The sequence below is a fragment of the Streptosporangium sp. NBC_01810 genome (genome assembly GCF_035917355.1).
GTDB lineage: Bacteria > Actinomycetota > Actinomycetes > Streptosporangiales > Streptosporangiaceae > Streptosporangium.
This window is the reverse complement of the sequence record NZ_CP109070.1, coordinates 3,006,505-3,029,162: the sequence shown is the minus strand read 5'-3', so window position 1 is coordinate 3,029,162 and position 22,658 is coordinate 3,006,505. Positions and strand designations below refer to the sequence as shown.

Below are 22,658 nucleotides of genomic sequence, written 5' to 3'. Positions count from 1 at the left end.
TCTGGCCGTGAGGCGGCTTGACTCCGGGCTTTTCATGAGAACACCTCGTCTATGGTCGCCGCCGGGGCGGCCGGATCGTAGCCGTCCGCGGGACGCACCCCGGCCTCGTCGAGGGTGGCCGCCACGCGCGTCGCCAGGGCCCGGCGCAGGTGGGCCAGCAACGTGGGGGCCTCGTCCCGCAGCCGGTCGAAGCTCGTCTCCAGCGGGTCGGCGCCGGACGGGTCGGGCAGCTCGCGGTGGGCCGGCGGCCCGCCCTCCAGGACGACCAGGATGTCCTTGACGTCCAGGCCGAGCCCGTCCGCGATGACCTGGATCACCTTCTCGGTGATCACCACTTCCGCACGGGGCCGTGGCGGGCCGAGCCGGTCCTTCAGGTCCCGCAGGGCGCCGAGCGCGTAGGAGTCAGGGGCGCCGAGGCCGAGGTCGGTGTATCCGGGCACGAACCGGGTCGTCTCAGCGGTGGCGGCGGCCGCGAAGTCGGCGCGTCGCCATTCGCGCAGCGCGGCCACGAACTCGGGGTCTGCCAGGGCGAGCAGCCGCCCGATCTCGAAGGCCGCCGCCTCCGACAGGTCCTCCAAGCCGTCGGAGGCGATGCGGCGGGCCTGGTCGGCAGCGAAGGTCGGGGCCGGGGGGCGGCGCGCGGTCTCGCGGGGGACGAGCGGCCCCCGGTACCAGGCGGCGCGGTCCTCGCCGCGCCGCGAACGGTGCCGGGTGGCGACATGGCCGGTCGGGGTCACGCCGGGGCAGCCGTCCGTCGCCGTCCCGAACGAGCCGCTGTCCAGGTTCCCGGCGAGGCTCTGGAAGTCGCCCCCCTCGGCCACGGAGAACGTCCACCGGGCCAGCACGGGAAAACGCCGGTCGCGCGGCCCCGCCGGGACGATCTCGGCCGGGCCGGGCTCCGGCGCGGTGCCCGCGCGGCCCGGCAGCGCGTCGGCGCGTCCCTCCAGCGAGATCAGGCAGGCCTGGTACGCCAGGCCCGGCCGCGGCAGCCGGGCCGACAGCACCACCGAGAAGAAGCCGTCCAGATCGCCTCCGGCCAGTTCGGTGTCGTCGAGCGCGACCTCGCGGACGTGGCAGAGCAGCCCCAGTTCGGCGGCGCTGGGAAAGACGGCGTGCACGACGTTGGCGGTGGTCGCCAAGCAGGCGCACGACCCGGAGCCAGGGCCGACGTTGAGCGTCGCGTGCAGGGCGGGCGGGATCACCTCGGTCACCGGGACGGAGGGCAGGTACTCGCCCTCGTCCTCGGTGAGCAGCACCAGCGCCAGCCAGGGCGCGTCCGCGACCGCCTCGCCGAGCCGCCGCTCCCACGGCAGCGTGCGCCGTTTCAGCACGATCTCCGGCAGCCGTGTGTCGAACGCGCCACGCGCGGTCGGCGGCGGGAAGACCGAGGCGACCTCGGTGCCGGCGATCGCGAACCGGGGGGAGAGGACCTCGATTTCCTCGGCCACGGCGGTGGCCGCGTCGCCGTCGATGCTGTGCTCCAGGAGCACGGTGTACGTGCCGGCCGTGAGCGCGGGCCTGGCCGCGCTGTGCAGCCGGATGTGACCGGGGGAAACGCTCACGTGGCGGGCCTCCAGGTGATCGTCGAGTTCTGGACGGGGCCCGCGACCGGGCCGGTCACCAGGCCGGGGAGCCGGCCGGCGAGCCCGGGGTCTCCCTCGGCCGCCATCAGCCGGGCGGCCAGGACGCCGGCGGGGTCCGGGCTGCCCAGCACGGCGCGGAGTGCGAAGGAGCCGTCGTGTGCGACGCTCACCGTGCAGCCGGAGCTTCCCGGCAGGACCTCGCGCAGCATGACGATCTCCTCGCCGAAGGTGAACAGCCGGTCGGGAGCGCCTGTCCACTTGGCGCCGTCCAGGCCGATCAGGAGCTCCCCAGGGGGCGGGGTGAGGGGTCGCAGCGTGATCACGACAGATCGTGAGCGCGGCAGCGTGGTCTCGGACAGGCCCTGACCGCGCACGATGTCGGCCGGGTCGGCCAGTGCGATGTCGGTCGGGCGCCGGGCGCGGCGCGTGGTCGCCCCGGGCGTGCGCAGTACTCCGCCCGCCACCACGCAGGCGTGCTCGCCGACGCGGGCCACGGGGACGCCGCTGTGCCAGCCGCTCAGACCGCCGAGGTCGTGTTCGAACCCGCTGCCCACCACCACGACGCGGTGCGCGCCGACCGGCACCGGGATCGTCCCGTGACTCATGGTCACGTCCGCCAGCACGCGCCCGGCCAGGTCGAGCACGCACACGCGGACCAGCTGCCGTCCGCCGACCTCCAGCCACGGACGGGCGTCCGCCCAGTCGTCGTGGGCGCCGGGGACGTGCCAGACCTGGACGTCCCCGGCCGGCAGCCGCACGCCGAAGGAGGGATCGTGCGCGAGCCGCTCGTAGCTGAACAGGCCGCGGACCACTTCGATCGCTCCGCCGGGTGCGGCGTGCGTCCGCCGGTCTCCTTGCGGGAGCAGCTTCGTGTCCACGGGGTCGGTGGTGATCAGCGCGGCCGCCACGGCGGGGTGGCGGGCCGACACGGAGGCCACCGTCGGCGGACTCGTACGTGGGTAGCTGTCGCCCCATTTGCCGACACTCGTACGGGGTCGCTGCCGGCGCGCCGGCCGGGCCTCCGGCCGCAACACGGCCAGCAGCACCGGCACGGGCACCGGGGGAGGCGTCGGCTCCGGGCGTACCGGCAGCTCCCGGATCACGGCGGGCTCGTACAGCCGGGCCGGTGTGAACACGCCCGCCGTGATCCGGGCCGGGCGAGGCGCGGCCGACCGTTCCCCGCCGAGCAGCGCCCGCTCGAAGGCGCTCGGCCCGGCGGCGGTGGCCGCCACCGCACGCGGTCCGAGGCAGCGGGCGAGAGCCTGCGTCGCGTTCGCCATGAACCACCCGGCCAGTTCGAACGCGTCCGCGCCCGCGACTGACGCCGCCCAGGCCGCGGCGGCTTCGTCGGCCGCGCTCAGCTCGCCATCGGGATCCCGGTCGTCCAGCAGCGGCAGCGGTAGCGGCAGCGGCAGGGGTTCGCTCACCTCGATCTGGTGCACGGAGATCTGCGGTGTCGTGCCGGTGATGGTCACGTCCGCCACGAAGTCGGCGCCCACGTACGCCTCGCGCATGCCCCCGGCGCCGTTCGGCCGGGGCATGCCCCAGACGGCCTCGGGCACCTGACCCCGTACGGGTGTCCACGTACCCGGCGTGACACTCCCCGCGGAGTCCCGGATCGTCACGCGGTGCCGCGCCACGACGGTGGCCCGCCCCATCGGCGCGGCGCTGAGCGCGGGCCCCGGCAGCCGCGCCCCGTTGACCTCGCCCGCCGCCCGTACGGCCGTCCGGAGCGAGAACTCGGGCAGCACGCGCGTCCTTTCCGGCGGGGAACCGGCCTCCGGCGGCGGTGCTCCGGGGTCGTCGGTGTGCGCGCCCCGGGTCACGCCCATGCTCATGGGCCGTTTCGACGGGTCGCCCGCCACAAGGTACTTGTCGTGGAAGGCCGCCCAGCCCAGCCACGCCTTGGGCGCGGTGTCGGCCGCGGCGCCGAACGGCACCGTGACGACGGCGACGCCCAGGTCGAGCTTGGCGAGGCCGCGCAACTCCGGGCCGGTGATGAGTAGTTCGACGCCGATCGACAGGCTGAGCCTGAGGGAGATGTGGATGAACCAGATCTTCACCTCGATGAGGATCCACACGCCGACCGACACGTACACCGAGAAGTCGTAGAAGAACGGGTCCCAGGAAATGAGAATGTCGAGCCCCACCGCGAACCACGCGCCCGCGAAGCCGAAGTCGGCGGCGGCCTCCAGCCGCCCGCCGGTCATGACGCATGTGGACGTGAGAGTGAAGTACGCCTCGCCCTTGATCATGATCGCTTCGGACACCGACCACGCGAACCCGACGCGCGGAACCGCCGGGTGGTGCGGCGCCCGCTTGAACCGGGGGTGATAGCCGCCGATGGAGACCAGGAACTCGCCCGTCCTGAACCAGATGACGAACGCGAACCCGCCGAAGACCCGGCAGGACGGGTTGATCACCCAGGAGTTGTCCGTGAGCTGGGCCTGCACCGACAACACGCCTTCGGACGTGGAGAACCGCGCGCACAGGGCGAGTTCGAGATAGACGGCCGGGGCGTCGGGGTTGGGCAGCCCGGCCCTGGCCAGCCCGAGCACCATGATCTCCAGCCCGTCCCCGATGGCGACCGTGAGCACCGCGATGGACTCGACCAGCGTGAAGCTGGTGAACCGGACACCGGCGGCCAGCCAGAACGCGCCGTGCCTGGGCGGGAACGTCTGGCCGAGCTGCCCCAGCACCGCCATCGGATCACGGGCCGGCGCGCTGTCCGGACGGAGCGCGGCGATCAGCGGGAAATCCTTGACCTTCGTCATGTCGTCCGGTGCTCTGAGCTCCCGGTTGAGGCCGATACCGCCGCCCAGGCCGAGCAGGAAGAAGGCAGGAGGCCCGCCGAGCGGTGCCAGGAGGGCCGCGACGACGAACAGCGAGGCGTACTTCTCAGGCTGGTTCGGGATGGGGAACATGCCGTAGGAGCCCATGGCGGTCAGGCCGTAGCCGCCGGCCTTCACCTCCAGCATGCCGATGTACTCCACGCCGCCGTCACGGCGCATCCGGCGCAGCCCGCCCGCGATCGAGACTCCGTCGCCGTCGAAGGAGACGGCCAGCCCGGCCAGGTCGAGCCGCCAGGCCAGCGGGTTGGCCGGGGTCGCCAGCGGGATGATCACTGCGAGTTCGTCGATCTGCGCGTGCAGCGGGCCGAGTTCCACGCCGCCGTCGACGAGCAGGACGAACGCGGCCGGATCGGTGAGGTCGTAGCCGATCTGCTCGATGTAGACGGGCCCGAACGAGCGGCGGATCGGCACCCAGCCGTCGCCCGCCACGCCGAGCCGGAACTCCGCGTTCTGCGCCCCGGTCTTGTGGATCTCCACGTAAGGGCTGAGCCCGGGAGCGGGGCCGCCCTCCTCGCCGGGCCGCAGCACCTTCGCCGCCACCGGGTTGTCGCCGCCGGCCGACTCACCGATCGGCAGCTCCAGACCGGTGATCTCCAGGCGGGCGCCGCCTTCGACGAAGCCGGTCGTGGCGTGCTCGTAGGTGCCGTACAGGGTGATGGCCTCGACCCGGACCGGGCCGGGCACCAGCGGGCCGTCGGTGCCGGTGGCGGTGAAGCCGAGCCCGCGTACGCGCAACCCCGGGGTGAACGTCACATCGGTGCCGATCTCGACCAGCCCGATCTGGATGACGGGTTCGTCCTCCTCGCCCGCGCGCAGGGCGAACGTGACAGGTCCGGCCGCCGGCAGCGGTAACGGCTGGGGGAGGGCCAGGCCCAGCAGGTACCGACGGCCGTCGCCGGCCTGCTCGCCGATCAGCCGCAGTCGCAGCGGGCTGGTCGGCGCCTCGGCGAGCGCGACGTCCAGCAGCGCCACCACGGCGCGGATCAGCGTGTCCAGCGGGTCGGCCAGCGCGCGGGTGTCGAGCTGGTGGGCCGGCGCCGCCGGGGTGAGCAGGCCCGCGTTCACGAGGATCTCGCCGAGGGCCGTTCCGCCGATCGTCGTGTCCCGCAGCAGGGCGCGCGTGCCGTCCAGGGCCAGGACCGGATCGAGCACCAGGGGCGCCATCACGTCGAGGACGAATTCGGCGAACGCCGCCGCGAGATCACCGTCGAAGGTCTCGCCGCCCCGGTGCCACAGGCCCGGCGGGCCTCCCGGCGGCACGACGACGGTCAGCGCGTCCGCCTCCGGTGTGCCGGGCCGGTCCAGCCACAGGCCGCAGTGCAGGCCGGGCGTGTCGCCCCCGGCCCGCAGTTCGAGGTACGGCCATGCGGTACGCAGTAGGACGACCGGATCGGGGGCGGCGAGGTCGGGTGGGATCGCGGTGAGCGTCAGCCGGGTAGGGCCGAGCCCGCCCGGTCCCGCGCTGATCCGGCCGTCCAGGGCGACACCGTTCAACGGGCGCATCCCGGCCAGCACCACTGTCAGTTCGGGGACACCGTCGGGGTCGGCGTTCAGCAGCAGCCGTACGTGCGCGCCCGCCCAGAGCTGGTCGGGCGGGGCGTCGGGGGCGGGCGGGCCGGCCGGCGTGGCCGCGTTGACGAGCGCGCGTACGACGGCGGCGGGCGCGGCGCGGAACCGGCGGGCGAGCTCGGCCCCCGGATCGGCGGCCAGCGTGCGGAGCTGGACGATGTCGAACCTGCCCGCCTGGTCGACCAGGGCGAGCGCACCGCCGACGCCGGTGATGGCCGCGCCGAGGGCGGCCGCCGCGCCGCCGAGATCGGCCAGTTCGTCCAGGAGCAACGGCAGCACGTACTCGGTCGCGGCCTCGGCCGCCAGCGCGGCCAGTTCGCCGAGTCCGCTGGGGTCGGGTGTCAGCCGTACGACGGTGGGCGGAAGGGCGGGGTCGCGCCACAACCGCAGGGTGACGCGCTCGCCGTTCAGTTCCACCTCGGCGGCTGCGAGGCTGATCCCGGTCAGGTCGGGTGGAGCGCTGACCCGGGCGACCGCGTTGAGGGTGACCTTCGGGGCGGGGCCGATCCGGATCGTCGCGCCGACACCTCGCAGGAACGCCAAGGTCAGCAGCACGTCGTCGCCGTCTGCCGTGGCGGTCACGCGTCCACCCATAGGCAGCGGCAGACCGGTTCCCGCATCCTCGTCCGTGACCAGTTCGGCGATCGCCGTGAGCAGCGTGGTCAGCTTGGCCGGGCTGATCCCCCCGAGCCCGTCGGCCGATCCCAGCGATTCCGGACGGGTGAACCAGCGGCCGGGGGCGGTGAGCAAGCCCAGGGGGTCGCGTGCCGCGCCGTGCTCGTCCAGCAGGCCGATGGTCTTGAGCACGGCGCTCACCCGCGGCGCCTCCGCGACGACGGCCTGTATCAGCATTCGCAGCAACTGGCCGAGAGCGAGTTCGGCCGCCTGGACGGTCAGCCCGGCCACGTCAGGGCTGGGCAGGAGCGCCGCTTCGCCGACGCGTACGCCGTCCTCGTCACAGGTGACCACGAGGTCGCCGGCGGTCAGGGTGAATCGGCCGGTGGCCGCCGACGGGTCGGCCAGCGTCACGGTGACGGCTCCGGACAGGCCGACGACACCCGCCAGCACGACGGGCGTGCCGATCACCAGCACGACCGTGCCGGCCCCGAAGTCGGCCTCCAGGCGGAGCCCGCCCCCCAGATCGGCCGCCGGCATCTGATCGGCCACCCGATCGGACAGGTAGCGGCGCGGGTCCCAGAAGAGCCGCTCGATCGCGTCGGCGTCCAGGGTCAGGTCGGCGCGGGCCAGCCCGAGCGCGCGCAGCGTCCCGGCCAGCGGCGTCCCGGCCAGTTCGCGGCCCAGCTCGCCCAGCAGGGTACGGCCACCGGCGTCGAGCGTCTCGCGGGTGACGCGGTGGCGGCCCAGCGGCGATCCCGGCAGGGCAGCGTCATGCAGCACCACCTCCACGGCTCCGGCCGGGCCGGCCGCGTCCAGCCAGATCTCGGCGCGCCGGAACCGGGCCGGGCCCTCCAGCAACCAGCCGCCAGGGCGTTCCACGATGGTTTGCGTCCGCAGCCGGGGACAGGGCCGGACGTCTCCGTCCCGCAGCCGGATCTGGTGCAGGTCGGCGCGGAGCGACGTGGTGACGGCCACCTCGCCCGGCACCGTCCCGTCCTGGGGAAGCGTCACGCGGAGACCGAGGCCGAGGTGGGTCACCGGGCGGCGGTTCGCGCCTCCCGGCGGTCCGGCCGCGATGACATCGGCGACGAGGTCCGCCAGGATCTGGCCGGCGTCCGGGAGGGTGGCGATGACCGCGGTCACGGCAGGTTCGCCGTCGGGCGCAGCAGGTTCGCCGTCGGGTGCAGCGGGTTCGCCGTCGGGTGCAGCGGGTTCGTCGCCGGGTGCGGTGGGCGGAGGTGTGAACTCGGCGAGCGGGAGGCCGTCGTCCAGGGTCGCGAGCATATGCCGCAGCGCATCGGGGATCACCGGCAACCGGGCGGCCAGGCCGTCCAGGAACCGGGCCGCGTCCCCGCCGCCGGTCAAGGGGGGCGAGGCATGCGGCCCGCACACGGTGATCAGCTCGGCGAACGGATGCTCGCGGTGCAGCGCCCGGGCCGGGTACGCGGTGACCGAGTGCGCCACCACGACAGGCGCTCCGCCCGACGCGACGGTCACCTTCTCTATCACGGTGCGCAGTCGCTCGACCGCCTCGGCATGCCCTCCGGCCGTACGAGGCGGCATCAGGACGAACCAGGGCCCGCGCTCCGATGCCACGACGGCCGTCGGGGTGGTCAGATCGATGATGGTGCCCGCTTCCTGCCCGGGCCAAGGGCGGACGCCGGGCAGCGGAGCGCACAGGTAGACGGTCCGCTCCTGCTGAGCGGTGCTGTGGTCGCCCAGGTGGAACCTGGCGGGGGCGTCGAGGTGTGTGGCCGTGATCGGGGACCGGCGGTCGGCCGGGCCGGCCTGCGCCGACGCCGGGAGCAGGCCGTCGCCCTCCTGGAAGGCGGCCGTCAACGTGGCCAGGGAGGCGGCCAGGTCCGCACGCCCGGCGAGGAGGTCACCAAGGTGGGTGTCCAGGCCCGACACCGCGTCCAGGGCGTCCAGCAGTTCGGCCGGGTCCAGGTGGGCCGTACGCAGGTCGGCGGGCACGAGTTCGGCGAACACCTCGTCCAGGCCGGAGAGCGTCGGGCCGTCAGGGTCCAGCCAGATCAGCGCCTCGGGGCCGTCAGGGCCGAGCCTGATCGCCCACGGGTCGTCGTACCGGCCGGATCCGGTGAGTTCCGGTAGGCCGGTGAGGAGAGCGGTCAGGCTGACGGCGGGCAGCGCGAGCGGGCCGCCGAACAGGTCGCCCAGCCACAGGCGCAGGGCGCCGAGCGGGTCCACGACCAGTTTGGGCAGGCTCAGCACGGGCCAGTCGCCGCCGAAGTCGGGCAGGTCGAACCGGGGCCAGTCGAACTCGGAGTCGCCGAGTTCGGGGAGGCGCAGCGCGAACGGGCGGAGCGTCGGTAGCCAGCCCAGCATGGCCGCGAGCAGTTCGGGCAGTGACAGGTGCGGTGGCTCCGGCAGGTCCAGCCGGGGCAACGCCAGCCGCAGGCCCAACAGCGGCCGGATCAGCGGCCAGGCCAGTTCCAGGTCGAGGTCGCCGTCAGGCCAGTCCAGGCTGAAGGGGGTGGGCGGTTCCAGGTGGACGCCCGCGACGTCCAGCGCGGCGTCATGGACGTGGACATTGCCGCCCCAACCGGTGTCGCGCCGCCACCAGACCAGCCCCTGGAGCGAGCGGCAACTCGCCGTCACCGGTCCGGCGCGCAGCTCCAGCCTGGCCGGCGGCAGATGGTCGTCCAACGGCGATTCCACGCCCGTTGCCGGTTTCTCCATCTCCTCGGGCGCGTCGGGTTCGGGTTCGTCGGATTCGGGTCCGTCGGGTTCGGATTCGGGTTCGTCGGGTTCGGGTTCATCGAGGAAGGTGCCGATGGGGTAGCCCGCTTCCAGCGCCAGGCTGATCTCATGCCGCTCGCAGAAGGCGAACGCCGGTGAGCGTCCATGTTCGACCGGGAGCGCCACTCGGGCCAGCTCGTGCAGGCCGATCACGCTGACCAGGGTTCCGTCGACGAGTTCACGAGGACCGAGGACGACCCGCGCGGCGATCGTGAGGACGGGGGCGGCCGCCCCGCCGTCCCCCCAGATCAGCAGCTCCAGGCGGGCGTCGGGAACCGGCGATCCGAACGCGGTGGCCCAGGGTTCGGCGGATGTCCCCGAACCGGCGAGGTCGCTGGACACCGCGAACAGGGTCCGCGCCGCGTCGATCATGACACGGTAGCCCCCGGCGCCCAAGGCGGCGGCGTGGTAGAACGCCACCGCGACGAGTGGGTCGGCGAAGAACGCCGCCGCCACGGGCAACTCCGGCCAGCCCTCCGGCCGCACCCCGGGTTCGCGCAGACCGAGCAGCACCATCAGGGCGCGAACCCGGGCGGCGGCCTCGTCCCCGAACAGTGGTTCCAGCAGCCCGGCCAGGCCCGCCACGGCCGCGTCGCCCGCGATCTGGGTGACCGCGTCGACCGAGGTGAGATCCAGCACGGGGTAGACACCGTCGCCTACCCGAACGTCCACGGCCTCGGCGATCGGGACGAGTCCGTGCGCCTCGGTCAGGCTCAGGCCGAGCCGGAGCACCCCCACCAGCGGAGCGGAGAGTGGCCTGCCCGGTGTGCCGCAGACCACCTCGGCTCGCAGCCACGGCAGCCAGCGGGCGGCGGGTCCCGGCGTGAACTCCAGGCGGAGCAACTGGCAGCCCAGCCGGGCGGTGACCGGAACCTCCCCCAGTGGCGGCGCTTCGGTCTCGGCCGCGATCCCGAACAGGACCCGCGTCCCGATCTCGCCCGCCGTGACGGCCAAGGTGGCGTAGACGACGGTCGTGCCCGGCCCGGTGAGCCGCACGCGCAACCCGTCAGGCCCGGAACCGGCCACCTCGCCGGGCACGCCGGCGAGTTCGGCCAAAACCAGGAGCCAGGCGCCCTGGGTCGCGCTGTCAGCCAGCACGGTCAGCGCCCAGTCGCGCAGCGCCACGCCACCGCGGGCGGCGACATCGTCCAGCCGCAGGCGGGGCACCCGGCCCTCGTCGCCAAGCCCGATCAAGGTGAGCAACAGCGACAGGTGCCGGGCGGTCGCCGGGTCCAGCCCCGCGGCGGCCGAGGCCAGGTCGAGCAGCAGCGACAGCAGCTCAGGCAGTTCGTCGGCCAGGAAGTTCTGGCCCCCCGTCAGCGTCAGATCGCGGGCCTGCGGCCAGCCGGGCAACTGGAGGCCGCGCACGTCCAGGCCGAAGCCGGGATCACCGCCATCGGTGGGGCAGTGGAACTCGCCCGCGACAGAGCCGATCGAGACGGATCCTCCGGCCGGCGACAACACGGTGAACCGCACGCCCAACGGGCCATCCGGACCGCCGGGCAACAGTCGAGGCGGCATGCCCTCGCCGATCCGCAGCAGTGGCAACCACACCTCGCCGGCCAGGCCGACGCCACCCTTCTGGTACGCGGCCGTACCCGCGACGCCCAGATCGACGCCCCCGGCGGTGCGGTCGATCGTCAGGTAGATCGACGCGGCCCCGAAACGCTGCAGCCTGATCCTGGTCCGCTCGCCGACCGTGGGCGGGCCGTCGCCGAAGTCCAGCAGGCTGAGCAGCGCGTCCAGTCGCACGGGATCGGAGACGACCCCGCGCAGCGCCCCGATCGGGTCGGCGAAGAAGGCGTCATTGAAATCGAAACCGCCGTCCGCACGGGGCAGCAGCACACCCAGCGTGACACCGAGCTGGGCCAGTTCCGGGGCGAAGACCCCGGCTGACACGCTCATCGCCACCACCGGTCGATCGAGTGGGCCGCCTGCGGGAACACCATGAACTCGTCGTGCTCGGCACGGACGGCGCCCGGCAGCAGCGGACGTCCTGCCCGATCCGTGCCGGTGGCGGCCGCCACGGTGGCGGCGATCTCCATCATGGCCGCGAAGCACACCGCCACGGCGGTCTCACCCCACGCCTCCACCAGCAGCGGCTTCCCTCTGGCTCGTGTCTCGGCCGCCGTGAGCAGTCCCGCCGGTTCGGCCTCGCTGCCGGTGGCCAGCGGCACCACCAGCTCGCCGGCCCGGGGTTCCTGATCACACATCAGGCGCAAAGCGGCAAGGACAAGACCTTCACGCAGCGCGGTCCGGCTCTCCACGACATGCAGGGCCACTTCGGAACCGTCACGCTGCCAGACGCACCAACCGTTCACGGTGCCGTCACGACCCAGAACCTCACGCCATAGGCAGCTGAACACGTGATCGGGAACCACGACCGGTGTACCCAACTGGCCGGTATCCAGACCGGAGTTGACGGAATCCCTGCGCAGTTCACGCAGGAACGCCTGGCAGTCTCCGTTGTCAGGCATAGCATCCCCCGGCCTCTTTGTTTCCTCGGCCACCCGTTTCGACAATGACCGGCACGTAACTGTCGGTCAATGGGCAACTCCGGCCAATACCGACTGAGGTTCCCTCAAGGCCAGAGCCGCCGTAGCCGGCGCCATCCTCCCGGACAGCCGTGCCCCGGCTGGGCCGGGGAAGCGGACCGGCCGGGCGCCGCGGGACCCCGGCGGCACGCGAGTTCAGGCCGCCTGCACGTAGGAACCCCGGTGAGCGGGGATGCTGCGCCCATCGGGCAGAAGCTCGCCGGTGTCGTCGAACAGCACCACGCCGTTGCAGAGCAGCCCCCACCCCTGTTCCGGGTGGAACGACACGAGGCGGGCCGCGTTGTGGTCAGGCGCGTTTGCGGGCGGGCACGGAGGCTTGTGCTGACACATGACCGTTACCTCGATCCTTGACGATCGCAGGAGAGCCATCGGCTCCGGCTTGACGGTCATCGCCGGCGTTCCGGTCCGGTGAGCTGCTTTCGCTCTCTACGATGCCGCGCCCGACGCCCGTTGTCTGCGCCGTCAGCACCCATTCGGGCCCCATGCCAACGACAATCCCGGCATACCCGCTAACTGCAATGCGCCGTCCGCGGCCTGCCTCAGGCCTGCGTGGCCGTCCCGCTCCACCCGAGCGCTCAGCGCGTCGGCGATCTTCTGATCAGCGTCCCGTGTCGTGTACTGATAGATCAGCGTCGCCCGGTCGATCCACATCATCAGGTTTGTAGCGAGCCGCACATGTCGTCCCTCCGCCACACTGGATCACCCTGTTTTGTCGCCGTCGCTCCCCTTTTTGGATGGCACCCTTGGCATATCTTCTGACCATGGAGAGAGGCGAGCTCTGGGACCTGATCGAGTGGTCCCGGGTGGCGACGAGTAATCCCAAAGAGCGGGCGAGTTGGTTGCGCGGTGGAGCCTTCCAAATCCCCGGTTCTGTCCGGCGGGCAGAAAGGCGCCCACAAAATCGACGGCGTCGGAGCGGGCTTCGTCGTGCCACTCTGGCAGGAGAAGATAACTGACCGTATTGAGAAGGTTTCCACGGAAGAGGCTATTGTCATGGCCATTCGGCCGGCCAGGAAAGAAGGTCTCTTCGCCGAGACTTCCACCGGCGGCAATGTCATCGTGGGCGCGGGCGGGAAGGTGTGGGGGGATCACCGGGCCGAGTTCGTCGGCGCAGATCACCGTGGTGTCCTCGGGCGGGTCGGGGTAGAGGCCGACGATCCGCGTTCTTTTGGGGCGAAGTCCGGGTCCTTGCTCGTGATCCACGAGCGGGTGCGGCGCCGGCGCACACTCTCGGGCGGCAAGCGTGAATCTACCCAGACAAAGACGAACGTAGCACTAGAGTGCATACAGGGAAAACCTATGCCGACGCAGCTTTTCCGGCCGAAGTGTGCCCCTGGGAGAATTCGCCTATCCCGATAGGCCCTCACGCGCTGAGCTGCGCAAATGAGCCAATCATGACCCCGGCAGAGCAATTGTCTGTCGCACTCGGGTCGGTATTCAGGACCGATGAGAACTAGGCGTTGCCCTAGATAGATTGTCCCTAGGATCTCGGGGACGAACTGAGGCCAGCCCCTTGGAGACACTCCCATGAGTAAACTGGCGACTTCGGCGGATGTAGCTGTTGTGGGGCTTGCTTGTCGGTTGCCTCAGGCCGACGGCCCAGCGGCATTCTGGGACTTGTTGACCGGTGGGGTCGACGCGGTCACCGAACGGACCGGTGACGGTGGGCCGAGGTGGGCGGGACGGTTGGCGGACAAGGCGGCTTTCGACGCGGCCTTCTTCGGGCTCTCCCCACGAGAGGCCCGGTACACCGATCCGCAGCAGCGGATCATGCTCGAACTCGGCTGGGCGGCGCTGGAAGACGCCGGCATTGTCCCGGGTGTCCTTAAAGGGACGCCGACCGGTGTTTTCATTGGTGCGATGGCCGACGACTATGCGTATCTGAGCCACCGCGCCGGGCACATCGGCCACTACTCGCTGACTGGAATCGGCCGTGGGATCATTGCCAACCGCCTCTCGTACTTCCTGGGTGTCAACGGGCCGAGTCTGACCGTCGACACCGGGCAGTCCTCGTCATTGGCCGCCTTGCACCTGGCGTGCGAAAGCCTGCGGAGCGGCGAGAGCGAGATCGCCCTGGTCGGCGGCGTGAACCTCATCATGGCCGAGGAGAGCACCAATATCGTCGAGGAGTTCGGTGGGCTGTCCGCCGACGGGCGATGCTTCACCTTCGACGCTCGCGCCAACGGTTACGTGCGCGGTGAGGGCGGCGTCTGTGTCGTGCTCAAACGGTGGGAGGACGGCGACGACGCGTACGCCGTCATACGGGGAACCGCGCTGAACAACGACGGTGGCGGTGACTCGCTCGCGGTGCCGCGCGGCGAGGCGCAGCAGGCGGTGATTCGGGCCACTTGTCGCCGGGCCGGGGTGGCGCCGAGCGATCTGCACTACGTGGAATTGCACGGGACCGGCACGGCGGTCGGCGACCGGATCGAGGCGGCGGCGCTCGGCGCGGTCTTCGCCCCGGGCCGGGACTCGCCGTTGCTGGTCGGGTCGGTCAAGACGAACATCGGTCACCTGGAAGGCGCGGCCGGGCTGGCAGGTTTCCTGAAGGCCGTGCTTTCGCTGCGGCACCGGGTGATTCCGCCCAGCCTGAACTTCGCCGAACCCAACCCCGAGATCGACTTCGACGCCTGGCGCCTCCAGGTCGTCCAAGACAACACCCCGCTGCCAGACGGTGCGGTGGCGGGTGTCTCGTCGTTCGGAGTCGGCGGGACCAACTGTCACGTCGTGCTTTCGTCGACCGGGCGCGAGGTCGACGCACCGGAGAACCCCGTCGAGGCACCGCTGTTGTGGCCGATGTCGGGCAAGACGGCGGGCGCGGTCCGCGACCAAGCCCGCGTCCTGCACGCGGAGCTGCTGTCCCGTCCCGACTTGAGTCCCGCGGACGTCGGCTTCTCGTTGGCGACGACCCGCACCGTGTTCCCGCATCGGACGGTGATCGGCGCAACCAGCCGGACCGAGTTTCTGGGGGCTCTCGACACCCTTACCGGACCGAACGTGGTCAGCGCCAAGGCCCGCGCCGAGGTGAAACCGGTCTTCGTGTTCCCTGGGCAAGGGACGCAATGGGTCGGTATGGGGACCGAACTCCTTGACACCTCACCGGTCTTCCGCGAGCAGTACACCGCCTGCGCGAAGGCGTTGAAACCGTTCGTGACCTGGGATCCGTTCAGCGTGCTCGACGACGAGGCCGCGCTCGCCCGAGTGGACGTCGTGCAGCCGGTGCTGTGGGCGTTCATGGTCTCCGCCGCCGCGCTTTGGCGTTCCTACGGTGTCGAGCCCGCAGCGCTCGTCGGTCACTCCCAGGGCGAGATCGCCGCGGCGAACGTGGCCGGCGCATTGTCCCTAGAGGATGGTGCGCGTGTCGTCGCCATGCGCAGCAAGGTCATCGGTGAGCGACTTGCCGGTCGCGGGAGGATGGCATCGGTCACGATGTCCCTCGACGAGCTGCGACCGTTGCTCCGGTCGGGAATCTCGGTCGCGGCGGTCAACGGCCCCAAATCCGTCGTCGTGGCAGGTGAACCTGGTCCGATGCGGCAGCTCGTCGACGAACTTACGCAGGCTGATGTCAGGATCAAACTGATCGATGTCGACTACGCCTCCCACACGGCACAGGTCGAACCTGTCATGGCGGAGCTGGCCGAGCTGCTCGCTCCGATACGACCACAGGAACCTCGGATTCCCATCCAGTCCACGGTGGACGATAGCGAAGTGCTGGACGGCGACTACTGGGTGCGCAACCTGCGCCAGAGGGTTGAGTTCGAGGCGGCGACGGACGCGCTGAAGGCCGCCGGGCACGAGGTCTTCCTGGAGATGAGCCCGCATCCGGTGCTGACACCCTCGATAGAGGGTGATGTCTCGGCAGTGGGCACATTGCGTCGCGACGACGGAGGACTTGACAGGTTCCTGCTGTCCTTGGCGACCGCGTACACCCACGGCGTCACCGTGGACTGGCACGCGGTGTTCGATGCCGCGCGCCGCGTCCGGTTGCCGGGCTATGTCTTCCAGCGCCGGCGGTACTGGCTTGACGAGCCGGAGAAAGCCGAGCGGCCGGCCGCCGTGGACATGGCCGGAATCGTCACCGCCGAGATCGGCGCCGTGCTCGGCCACACCGACCTCGACCCCACTGCCACGTTCAAAGAACTCGGCATCGAATCGGTCACCGCAGCCGACCTGCGGGCCAGACTCGTCGCCGCGACCGGGCTTTCGCTGTCCACCACGGTGATCTACAACCATCCGACTCCGGCGGCGTTGACGTCTCATCTGGACGCTCTTGCCGACGGATCGTCAGAGTCGGCCCGTGTGACCCAGGAGCGGGTGGCCGGCGACGACGATCCCGTGGTGATCGTGGGAATGGCGTGCCGTCTGCCGGGTGGAGTGGACTCGCCGGCCGCGCTCTGGCGTCTGATGGACTCCGGTGCCGACGCGATCTCCGGTTTCCCGGTCGACCGTGGCTGGGATTTCGACGCGTTGTCGACGGTGCCGCAGCGAGGCGGGTTCCTGGCCGATGCGGCCGGGTTCGACAGCGACTTCTTCGGGATCAGCCCGCGTGAGGCGCTGGCGATGGACCCGCAGCAGCGAGTGCTGCTTGAGGTCACCTGGGAGGCGATGGAGCGGGCCGGAATCCCGCCGTCGTCGCTGCACGGCACCCGGACCGGCGTGTATCTCGGTGCGATGGCGCAGGACTACGGCGCCCGGATGCACGAGGCGTCCGGTGACGCCGAGGGCTACACGTTGACGGGCACCTCGCCGAGTGTTCTGTCCGGCCGGGTGGCGTACACCCTGGGGCTGGAAGGTCCCGCGATCACGGTGGACACCGCGTGCTCGTCGTCGCTGGTCGGCCTGCACCTGGCCGCGCAGGGGCTGCGGGCCGGGGAGTGCTCGCTGGCGCTGGCGGGCGGGGTCACCGTCATGTCGACGCCGGGCATCTTCCTGGAGTTCGCCAAGCAGGGCGGCCTCTCTCCGGACGGGCGGTGCAAGGCGTTCGCCGACGCCGCCGACGGCACGGGCTGGGCCGAGGGCGTCGGCGTGCTGGTGCTGGAACGCCTGTCGGACGCCCGCCGCAACGGCCATCAGGTGCTGGCGGTGGTGCGCGGTTCGGCGGTGAACTCCGACGGCGCGTCCAACGGGCTGACCGCACCGAACGGCCTCGCGCAGCAGCGGGTCATCGAACAGGCTCTGGACGATGCCGGCCTACGCGCCGAAGACATCGACGCGGTCGAGGCGCATGGCACCGGGACTCGTCTGGGCGACCCGATCGAGGCCGAGGCCATCCTCGCGACCTATGGCCAGAACCGGAGCACACCACTTCTGCTGGGATCACTGAAATCCGTCATCGGCCATGCCCAGGCGGCGGCCGGCGTCGCGGGCGTGATCAAGATGGTGCTGGCCATGCGGCAGCAGACCCTGCCGCGCACGCTGCATATCGACGAGCCATCGTCCAGAGTGGACTGGAGTGGTGGTCAGGTCGAGTTACTGACCAGCAGCCGACCGTGGCCGGACAACGGTTGTCCGATGCGGGCCGGTGTGTCGTCGTTCGGGATCAGCGGTACCAACGCGCACGTGATTCTCGAACAAGGACCGGAAACACCGGAAGGGGAGGACACTCCGCAGGAGCGGGCGCCGGGTGTGGTGCCGTGGGTGGTGTCGGCGAAGACCGGGGAGTCGTTGCGTGGGCAGGCTCGTCGTCTGGGCGCGCATGTGGAGGCCGGCGAGCTTGACCCGGTGGATGTGGGGTTGTCGCTGGTGGTGTCGCGGTCGGTGTTCGAGCACCGTGCGGTGGTGGTCGGCGGGGGGCGCGGCGAGCTGGTGGCGGGGCTGGGTGCGGTTGCCTCGGGTGAGCCTGCGGCGGGTGGCGTGGTCGCGGGTGTGGCCGATGTCGTCGGGAAGTCGGTGTGGGTGTTCCCGGGTCAGGGGGCGCAGTGGGTGGGTATGGGCGCTGCCTTGCTGGGGGAGTCGCCGGTGTTTGCGGCTCGGATGGCGGAGTGTGCGGCGACGTTGGAGCCGTTCGTGGACTGGTCGTTGCTGGATGTGGTGCGGGGTGTGGAGGGGGCTCCGGGGCTGGATCGGGTGGATGTGGTGCAGCCGGCCTCGTTCGCGGTGATGGTGTCGTTGGCGGCGGTGTGGGAGTCGCTGGGGGTTCGCCCGGACGCGGTGGTGGGCCATTCGCAGGGGGAGATCGCGGCGGCGGTGGTGGCCGGTGGCTTGTCGTTGCAGGACGGTGCGCGGGTGGTGGCGTTGCGCAGTCGTCTGATCGCCGACCGGCTGGCGGGGCTGGGGGCGATGGCGTCGGTGGCGTCGCCGGTCGAGCAGGTGCGTGAGCGGTTGTCAGTTTGGGATGGGCGGGTGTCGGTCGCGGCGGTCAACGGCCCGAATTCGGTGGTGGTGGCCGGTGAGGTCCAAGCCGTCGAGGAGTTGGTGGAGCGGTGGTCGGGTGAGGGGGTGCGGGTGCGGCGGATCGCGGTGGATTACGCCTCGCATTCGGCGCAGGTCGATCTGATCGGTGAGGAGCTGGCGCAGGTTCTGACGGGGGTGGCAGGGCGTGCGGTGCGGGTGCCGATGTTGTCGACGGTGACCGGTCAGTGGGTGGAGGGGCCGGAACTCGACGGCGGGTATTGGTGTGACAACCTGCGCAACACGGTGGCCTTCGCTCCGGCGGTGGGGCAGTTGCTGGAGCAGCGGTATCAGGTGTTTGTGGAGGTGAGTCCGCATCCGGTGCTGACGGTCGGCATCGGTGAATGCGTGGACGAGGGTGATGCGATCGCGGTGATCGCGGGCACATTGCGTCGTGACGACGGCGGGCTCGATCGGGTCCTGGTTTCGGCGGCCGAGCTGTTCGTCCGCGGTGTGCGGGTGGACTGGCGGGCCGTACTGACTGGTGGACGCCGGGTCGATCTGCCGACCTATGCCTTCCAGCACCGGCGGTTCTGGCCGAATGCCAGGCAGAGCGGTGATGCCCGCGTTCTGGGTCTGTCCGCGACAAGGCACCCTCTGCTGGGGGCGGCGGTGAGTCTGGCCGACTCGGACGGCGTGCTGTTGACCGGCTGCCTGTCGGTGAGGTCGCATCCGTGGCTGGCCGATCACGTGGTGGCCGGGATGGTGTTCTTCCCGGGTACCGGGTTCCTGGAGCTGGCGGTGCGGGCGGGTGACCAGGTCGGCTGCGAGGTGGTCGAGGAGCTGACCCTGGTCGCGCCGCTGGTGCTGGGTGAGGATGAGGCGGTCGTGGTCCAGATCGCGGTGGGTGCGCCGGAGGAGACCGGCAGGCGAAGCGTGAGCATCTACACCCGGCCCGCTGACGCGGCCGATGAGGTGAAGTGGGTACGGCACGCCACCGGCACGCTGGCCATGGGCACCCGCATGGCCGCTGCTTCCCCTGCCGTGTCGTTCGATGCGGCGGTGTGGCCTCCGGCCGGTGCGACCGCGATCGAGCTGGACGGTCTCTACAAGCAGCTGGCCGAGGGTTTGCTCGTCTACGGCCCGGTGTTCCAGGGGTTGCGGGCGGCCTGGTGGGGCGAGGGCGGCGAGGTGTTCGCCGAGGTCGCACTGCCTGAGCAGGCGCAGTCGGACGCGGGTGCGTTCGGGGTGCATCCGGCATTGCTGGACGCGGCGTTGCACGCGTCGACGTTCGCCGGGCTGGACGTCGCGGCGGGTACGCGGTTGCCGTTCTCCTGGCAGGAGGTGAGCCTGCACGCCACCGGAGCGGCGCTGCTGCGCGTCCGGCTGGCCAAGGTGGCCGAAGACGCGGTGTCGCTGAGCGCGGTGGACGCCGCCGGGGAGCCGGTGCTGTCGGCGCGTTCGCTGGTACTGCGCCCGTTCTCGCCTGATCAGGTCGCTGTGGGTGGGGGGCCGGCGACGATGCGGGACGGGTTGTTCCGGTTGGACTGGACTCCGCTGCCGGAGGTCCCCGTGGTCGATCCGGTGTCGATGGCGGTGGTTGGTTTTGCCGGGTTCGAGCCGGATGCGCTGGGTCTTGCGGGGATGTGGGAGTCGGTTGAGGTTCATCGTGATCTGTCGGCGCTGGCCGAGGCCGGTCCGGTGCCGGGGGTGGTGCTGGTCGAGGTTGTCACCGAGCCGATGGTGGATGCGGTGGCGGCGGCGCATGGGGTGACCGCTGGGGTGCTGGGTCTGCTGCAGGGGTGGCTGGCCGATGAGCGGTATGGCGATTCGCGGTTGGTGTTTGTGACGCGGGGTGCGGTGTCCGCGGGTGAGGGTGAGTCGGTCACTGATCTGGCGGCCGCTGCGGTGTGGGGTCTGGTGCGGTCGGCGCAGTCGGAGAACCCGGGCCGGTTCGTGCTGGTGGATGTGGACGGGCAGGAGATCTCCGCGCCGGTGCTGGCCGGGGTGCTGGCTTCGGACGAGCCGCAGGTGGCGGTGCGCGAGGGTGGGGTGCGGGTGGCGCGGTTGGCGTCGCTGGGGTCGGGGGCGGGCTTGCTGCCTCTGGCTGGGGTGCCGTGGCGACTAGGCAGCCGCAACAAGGACAGTTTGGACGCCCTGGAGCTGCTCCCCTTCCCGGCGGTGGCGGAACCGCTGGGGGCTCGGCAGGCGCGAGTCGCGGTGCACGCCGCGGGAATCAACTTCCGGGACCTGCCGGACGGACTCAACGCGCTGGGCTGGTTCCAGGACAAGGTCGGCCTGATGGGCATCGAGGCCGCCGGGGTGGTCCTGGAGGTCGGCCCCGAAGTCGACGGCCTGCGTCCGGGCGACCGGGTGATGGGTCTGGCCGCGGGCGCGTTCGGCCCGGTGGTCGTCACCGAGGCCACGGCCTTGGTGAAGGTCCCCGACGGGGTCTCCTTCGAGCAGGCGGCCACGATCCCGGTGGCGTTCCTGACGACCTACTACGGGCTGATGGATCTGGCCGGGCTGCGGGAGGGCGAGTCGCTGCTGGTGCACGCGGGTGCCGGCGGGACCGGCATGGCCGCGATCCAGCTGGCCCAGAGGCTGGGGGTGGAGGTGTTCGCCACCGCCAGCCCGGCCAAGTGGGACGTGCTGCGCTCGCTGGGCATCCCCGATGATCACATCGCCTCCTCACGGAGTCTGGAGTTCGAGGAGCGGGTCCGCGCGGTGTGTGGCGGGCGGGGGATCGATGTGGTCCTCAACTCGCTGACCGGGGACTTCATCGACGCTTCCGCGCGGCTGCTGCGCCCGGGCGGCCGGTTCATTGAGATGGGCAAGCTGGACATCCGCGACCAGGACCAGTTCCCGGGGGTGGTGTATCGCTGGTTCGACGTGCTGGACGCGGGGCCTGAGCGGTTGCGGCAGATGCTGGGCGAGTTGGAGGGGTTGTTCGCGGCCGGTGAGTTGCGGCCGTTGCCGGTGACGGCGTGGGATGTGCGGCGGGGCCGGGAGGCGTTCCGGTTCATGAGCCAGGCCAAGCACACCGGCAAGATCGTCCTGACCATGCCCCGGCGGTGGAACCCGGACGGCACGGTCCTGATCACCGGCGGCACGGGTGGTCTGGGTGCGGAGGTGGCCCGGCATCTGGTGGCCGAGCACGACGTACGGCACCTGCTGCTGGCCAGCCGTCGGGGCCTGGAAGCGGCCGGGGCACGTGAGCTGGAGCGGGAACTGGCCGCGCAAGGCGCGCACGTGACCATCGCCGCCTGCGATGTGGCCGACCGGGATCAGGCGGCGGCGCTACTGGCGCAGGTTGATGCCGGTCATCCGCTGACCGCGGTGATCCACGCCGCGGGTGTCCTGGACGACGGGATCATCGCCTCGCTGACGCCGGAGCGGCTGGACGCGGTCCTGCGGCCGAAGGTGGACGCCGCCTGGCATCTGCACGAGCTCACCGCAGATCTTGATCTGGCCGGGTTCGTGGTGTTCTCGTCGATGGCCGGGGTGATGGGCACCGCAGGTCAGGGTAACTACGCGGCGGCCAATGTGTGGCTGGACGGGTTGATGGCCCACCGCCGGGCGCAGGGGTTGCCGGGGTTGTCGCTGGCCTGGGGATTGTGGTCGCAGGCCACCGGGATGACCGGGGGCATGTCACAGACCGACGTTCAGCGAATGACCGCCACCGGGCTGCTGCCGATCACCACCGAGCAGGGATTGGCGTTGTTCGATGCGGCCCTGGCGTCGGATGCGTCGCTGGTGGTCCCGGTCCCGCTGAACATGCCGGAGGCGATGCCCGCTCAGCTGGTGCCGCCGCTGCTGCGCGGTCTGCTGCGAGGCACCCGCCGTACGGCGGCGTCGGCGCACGCGGCCGATGAAGGAGGGCTGGTACGGCAACTGGCCGGCCTGCCACAGGCCGAGCGGCCCCGCTTCGTGGTCGACCTGGTCCGCACTCAGACCGCCGCCGTCCTTGGACACTCCGACCCCGCGGCGGTGGACGTCCGGCGGGACTTCCGCGAGCTGGGTTTCGACTCGCTGACCGCGATCGAGCTGCGCAACCGGCTCAACGTGGCCGCCGGGCTGCGCCTGCCCGCGACATTGATCTTCGACTATCCGACCCCGGCCGCGGTCACCGACCACATCCTCTCGGCCCTCTGGCAAGCCGACCCGGACTCCGGCAGCGGGCCACCCGACCCGCTGGCCGCGCTACGACATCTGGAGGCGAGCTTGTCCGCCACCCCGGACGACCGGGCCGAGATCGCCGCCAGGCTACGCGCCCTGGCGGCCCGGTTCGACACCGCCGTCCCCGGCGACGAGCTGCAGGAGGAGGAGTTCGACCTCGACTCCGCCACCGATGACGAACTCTTCGACCTCCTGGACAGGGGCTGATCCGC

The 22,658-nt window shown here is 71.4% G+C and carries 6 protein-coding genes; 1 reads left to right on the top strand and 5 read right to left on the bottom strand.

Annotated elements, in window-relative coordinates; translation table 11 throughout:
• Positions 1 to 32: 32 nt before the first annotated feature.
• The 5 genes from OIE13_RS13530 to OIE13_RS13510 form a co-directional block, all read right to left on the bottom strand.
• On the bottom strand, positions 33 to 1,562 hold the full coding sequence (locus tag OIE13_RS13530; protein ID WP_326639690.1) for a hypothetical protein: 1,530 nt from the start codon (positions 1,560 to 1,562) through the stop codon (positions 33 to 35).
• Complete coding sequence (locus tag OIE13_RS13525; RefSeq protein WP_326830087.1) at positions 1,559 to 11,287, bottom strand: DUF6603 domain-containing protein; 9,729 nt, start codon at positions 11,285 to 11,287, stop codon at positions 1,559 to 1,561. Before OIE13_RS13525 ends, OIE13_RS13530 begins: the two co-directional genes overlap by 4 nt.
• The gene (locus tag OIE13_RS13520) at positions 11,284 to 11,859 is read right to left on the bottom strand and encodes a hypothetical protein (protein WP_326830086.1); all 576 of its coding nucleotides are present in this window, start codon (positions 11,857 to 11,859) and stop codon (positions 11,284 to 11,286) included. Before OIE13_RS13520 ends, OIE13_RS13525 begins: the two co-directional genes overlap by 4 nt.
• 213 nt (positions 11,860 to 12,072) lie before the next feature.
• Entirely contained in the window at positions 12,073 to 12,267 is a 195-nt protein-coding gene (locus OIE13_RS13515) for a DUF5999 family protein (protein ID WP_326639694.1), read from the bottom strand.
• 132 nt (positions 12,268 to 12,399) lie between these two features.
• The gene (locus OIE13_RS13510; protein WP_326639696.1) at positions 12,400 to 12,630 is read right to left on the bottom strand and encodes a hypothetical protein; all 231 of its coding nucleotides are present in this window, start codon (positions 12,628 to 12,630) and stop codon (positions 12,400 to 12,402) included.
• A gap of 834 nt (positions 12,631 to 13,464) precedes the next feature.
• Between OIE13_RS13510 and OIE13_RS13505 the strand changes: the two genes are divergently transcribed.
• Positions 13,465 to 22,653 (top strand): SDR family NAD(P)-dependent oxidoreductase, encoded by a 9,189-nt coding sequence (locus OIE13_RS13505; RefSeq protein ID WP_326830085.1) that lies wholly within the window; start codon positions 13,465 to 13,467, stop codon positions 22,651 to 22,653.
• The last annotated feature ends 5 nt before the right edge of the window (positions 22,654 to 22,658 follow it).

Coding starts and splice junctions, on each gene's coding strand:
- OIE13_RS13525 (WP_326830087.1), bottom strand. CDS start 11,287: ATGAGCGTGTCAGCCGGGGTCTTCGCCCCGGAACTGGCCCAGCTCGGT.
- OIE13_RS13520 (WP_326830086.1), bottom strand. CDS start 11,859: ATGCCTGACAACGGAGACTGCCAGGCGTTCCTGCGTGAACTGCGCAGG.
- OIE13_RS13515 (WP_326639694.1), bottom strand. CDS start 12,267: ATGTGTCAGCACAAGCCTCCGTGCCCGCCCGCAAACGCGCCTGACCAC.
- OIE13_RS13505 (WP_326830085.1), top strand. CDS start 13,465: ATGAGTAAACTGGCGACTTCGGCGGATGTAGCTGTTGTGGGGCTTGCT.